At 45.0% G+C, this 4,724-nt stretch carries 3 protein-coding genes; 2 read left to right on the top strand and 1 reads right to left on the bottom strand.

Annotation, left to right across the window (positions count from 1 at the left end):
- The first annotated feature begins 178 nt into the window (after positions 1-178).
- The gene (locus COV43_05570) at positions 179-2,866 is read left to right on the top strand and encodes a valine--tRNA ligase (GenBank protein PIR25515.1); all 2,688 of its coding nucleotides are present in this window, start codon (positions 179-181) and stop codon (positions 2,864-2,866) included.
- 16 nt (positions 2,867-2,882) lie between these two features.
- Complete coding sequence (gene nadC / locus COV43_05565; GenBank protein ID PIR25518.1) at positions 2,883-3,725, top strand: nicotinate-nucleotide diphosphorylase (carboxylating); 843 nt, start codon at positions 2,883-2,885, stop codon at positions 3,723-3,725.
- Between the two features lie 84 nt (positions 3,726-3,809).
- Here the strand turns inward: nadC and mdh are convergent.
- Positions 3,810-4,724 (bottom strand): malate dehydrogenase (gene mdh, locus COV43_05560; GenBank protein ID PIR25517.1); only part of this gene is annotated, 915 nt, incomplete at its 5' end.

Below are 4,724 nucleotides of genomic sequence, written 5' to 3'. Positions count from 1 at the left end.
TAGTAGGTTCCCATGGCAACACCTTATCCATAAAGTGTTGCACTTCGTTTGTGAATTTAGGGGATCCAGAGGGTTTAAAATTAAAAGAGAATTGTGGATCCACATCCCCGCGTACGCGAGGATGACAAAACAAAAAAAATGACAAGCATTGCAGCAAAGTACTCACGAAAGAAAAATCATGAAAGAGCTTGAAAAAAATTACGATCCCAAAGCCATCGAAGCAAAATGGTATCAGTTTTGGGAACATGGCGGCTACTTCAAGGCAGCCGACAATCCAGAAAAACCAACATATTGCATTGTTATTCCGCCACCAAACGTAACTGGCGCTTTGCACATGGGGCACGCGCTTAACAACACACTTCAAGATGTGCTTTCACGTTGGAAACGTATGAGTGGTTTTGAAGTGCTGTGGCAACCTGGAACAGATCACGCCGGCATCGCCACACAAAACGTGGTTGAGCGAGAAATTTTAAAAACTGAAGGCAAGAAGCGCCAAGACATCGGCCGCAAAGCCTTGATTGATCGCATTTGGAAGTGGAAGGAAGAATATGGCGATCGCATTTTACTTCAACTTAAAGCTTTAGGCTCTTCCTGCGATTGGGATCGCACGCGCTTCACTTTAGACGAAGGCTTGTCTGAAGCTGTTCGTGAATGCTTCGTTCGGCTCTATGAAGATGATCTTATCTACCGCGGAAAATATATTGTAAACTGGTGCCCGCGCTGCAGAACTGCACTTGCTGATGATGAAGTAGAACACGAAGAAACAGCTGGCCACATTTGGCACTTGCGCTATCCCCTTGCTGATGATCCAAAAAAATTTCTCGTCGTTGCCACCACTCGCCCAGAAACTCTCTTGGGAGATACCGCTGTAGCCGTGAATCCCAAAGATGTACGATATAAACATCTGGTAGGAAAAATGTTGCTTCTTCCTGAAACCAAAAGACAAATTCCCATCATTGCAGACGATTATGTAGAAAGTGAATTTGGTTCCGGCGCGGTAAAAATAACACCGGCCCACGACCCCAACGATTTCCAAGTGGGCGAACGCCACAATCTTCCGCGCATCAACGTGATGAACGATGACGCTAGCATGAATGAAGAAGCCGGCGAAAACTACAAAGGCTTAAGCCGCGAAGACTGCCGCAAAGCTATAGTGGAAGCCTTCAGCCAACAAGGCCTGCTGGAAAAAATTGAAGATCACCCTCACAGCGTTGGCCATTGTTATCGCTGTAACACCATCATAGAACCGTGGCTTTCCGATCAGTGGTTTGTCAAAATGAAACCGCTCACACGCGCAGCCATTCAAGCAAGTGAAGAAGGAAGAGTTTCATTTCACCCTGCTCGCTGGGAAAGTTTCTATTTGCAATGGTTAGACAACGTTCGTGATTGGTGCATCTCTCGTCAAATTTGGTGGGGCCATCGCATTCCGGTGTGGTATTGCACAGATTCGGACAGTCAGACAGACGAACAATCGGACGATAGTAAAAAATGTCCGCCCATTGTTTCGCGAGACACTCCGCACGTATGTCCGCAATGTGGCTCGAAAAACTTAGTTCAAGACGAAGATGTTTTGGATACCTGGTTTTCATCTGCTCTCTGGCCCTTTTCTACGCTGGGTTGGCCGGAGCAAACAGAAACACTTAAAAACTATTACCCCACCAGTGTGCTATCCACTGACCGCGGCATTATTTATTTTTGGGTCGCCCGCATGGTGATGATGGGCCTCAAGTTCATGGGCGACGTACCTTTTTCAGATGTCTACATTCACGGCACCATCTTGGATGAACAAGGCCGAAAAATGAGCAAAAGTTTGGGCAACGGCATTGATCCCTTAGAGATGATCGATCAATACGGCGCCGATGCCATGCGCTTTTCACTCATTATGCTTTCCACCGAAGGCCAAGACTTAAAACTTTCCACTTCCAAATTTGAAATGGGAAGGAATTTTTGCAACAAGTTGTGGAACGCTTCACGTTTCACGCTGATGAACGTAGAAGATTACGATGGAAAACCTGTCAGCGAAAAAAACCTTTCGCTTTCCGATAAATGGATTTTAAACAAGCTGCAAAGTACGGTAAACAAAGTGGTTGAGGCACTTGAAGATTTTAAATTCAATCAAGCAGCAACGCTTTTGTATCACTTTACCTGGAACGATTTCTGCGATTGGTATGTAGAAAGTGCAAAAATAAGTTTCAATGGTGATGACAAAGAAAAAAGAAGAGCAAGTCAGTATACGCTGAAAATGGTACTGGAAAGCACACTTAAACTTTTGCATCCTTTCCTTCCTTTTCTCACTGAAGAAATTTGGAGTGTGGTCAGTGGAAAAGAAAAAGCCATTATCATTTCCACTTATCCCACAAAAGCCGATCTTCCTTTCGAAGCTGAAACACATCTTTTTGAAATTGCTGTGAAAGAACCTGTGGAAACGTTCCGCAATATTCGTGGCGAAACCAATATTCCACATCACAAGCGCTTGCCCAAAGCCACCAGCATTTTTTCAGAAAAAAAATGGGCTCATGAAGAAGCAAAGCAATATGTGCAGTTCTTCGCAAAGATAGATGAATATTCATCTTTAGACGCGTCACATTCTATGAGTTCCAAAGAAAACATGGCAACAGCCATTGGCGAACACGGCGAATATTTTATTCCGCTTGAAGGCCTCATCGACACCAAAGCCGAGCAAGAGCGTTTGGAAAAAGAAATTGCAAAGTTGAAAAAAGAAGAAGATGGCATCACACAAAAGCTGGCCAATAAGCAATTTATCGAAAACGCACCAAAAGAAATTATTGAAAAACAAAATGCACGGCTTCAAGCAACACAAGAAAAAATAAGCATGCTTGTAGATTCGTTGAAGCGATTGGGCTAAAGAGAAAATCATGCAGATAAAAAATGTAAACACCTTAATCGACCTTGCTCTTCGCGAAGACATTGGCTCTGGCGACATTACTTCTGAAGCCATTGTGTCCGAGCGCATGCGTGGCCGAGCCATGCTGCGCGCAAAGCAAGACCTGGTGGTAGCTGGGCTTGAGGTAGCCAAAGAAGTGTTTCTTGCCTGCGATGAAGACATTCACTTTGCGCCCGAAGTTCGCGATGGACAACGCGTGCAAGCTGGAACTGTTTTGGCCAACGTCATCGGAAACCTGCGCCAATTGCTGGTTGCAGAGCGAACTGCTCTAAACTTTTTGCAACATCTGTGCGGCGTTGCAACCCACACGCATCGCTATGTGCAAGCCATCGAAGGCACCAATGCAAAAATTCTCGATACCCGCAAAACCCTTCCCGCTTACCGCGAGCTGGAGAAATATGCCGTGAGTATGGGCGACGGCGAAAACCATCGCCACGGACTTTTTGATCGTTATCTCATCAAAGGCAATCACGTGGACATCGCTGGAGATATTGAGTCCGCAATTATGCGAGCACAAGCTCATCAAGAAAATGGCATTCTCATTGAAGTAGAATGCAAAACATTAGCGGATGTAAAAACAGCTTTCGAAGCTGGCGTAGACATCATCATGTTAGACAACATGAGCGTTGCCAAAGTAAAAGAAGCAGCAACCCTCATTCAAGGCAGAGTAAAATTGGAAGTGTCAGGAAATATCACTCTAGATACCGTAAAAGAATATGCCGCAACCGGCGTGGATTACATTTCAGTAGGCGCCATCACCCACTCCGTCCCCGCAGCAGATATTCATATGGTCATTTCAAAAGATGAAACTGCTTTTTAACATTTAAACTTTTCTCAAAAAAAATCCCTCACGTTTCGGTGAGGGATTTTTTTTGTGATATTGAAATGATTCAGAGATAAAACTCTAAGCAGAAAACACGGCTACGTTTGCACGAACTGATTCAGCTGAGTTTTTTAACATGCCTAACTCTTTATCGCCAAGCTTTAGCTCGATGATTTTTGCAACACCAGTGTGATCTAATTGTACCGGCACTCCGCAATAGATATCATTGATGCCATATTCGCCTTGCAAATGAACACAGCATGGCAAAATACGATTCTCGTCGCGCAAAATACTTTGCACCATATCTAAAACAGCGGAAGACGTTGCGTAGTAAGCACTTCCGGTCTTTAGCAATTTCACAATCTCAGCTCCACCGTTAATCGTGCGCTGATTAATCGCTTCGATGCGCTCTGCAGAAATAAGTTCAGTGATAGGAATTCCAGAAACGGTTGAATACTGTGGCACCGGAACCATGGTATCTCCATGTCCGCCAAGCACCATCGCCTGTACATCTTTCACCGAAATGCCAAGCTCCATCGCAATAAACGTGCGGTAGCGCGCTGAATCTAAAACACCGGCCATACCGATAACTTTGTTTGGCTTGAAGCCAGATTTTTTCCAGGCTAAATGTGTCATGGCATCCAGCGGATTACTCACCACCACAAGAATAGCGTTTGGTGAATGCGCTGCTACTTGCTCCACCACACTGCCAACAATTTCGGCATTTTTCAGCAAAAGGTCTTCGCGTGTCATGCCAGGTTTTCGTGGTAAACCGGCTGTGACAACAACCAGGTCACTGTTTTTGGTATCGGCATAATCATTGGTTCCAATGATTTTTGCATCGTATCCTTCCACCGGCGCAGCTTCAGCCATATCAAGCGCTTTGCCTTGCGGCATGCCTTCAACGATATCGAAAAGAACAACATCAGCAAGATCTCGTTCCACAATCCGTTGAGCTGTCGTTGAGCCCACAAACCCTGCTCCAATTACACTTAC

The sequence above is a fragment of the Deltaproteobacteria bacterium CG11_big_fil_rev_8_21_14_0_20_42_23 genome (assembly GCA_002796345.1).
GTDB lineage: Bacteria > UBA10199 > UBA10199 > 2-02-FULL-44-16 > 2-02-FULL-44-16 > 1-14-0-20-42-23.
The sequence above is the reverse complement of the archived record's forward strand: the minus strand, read 5'-3'. Positions and strand labels throughout refer to the sequence as shown.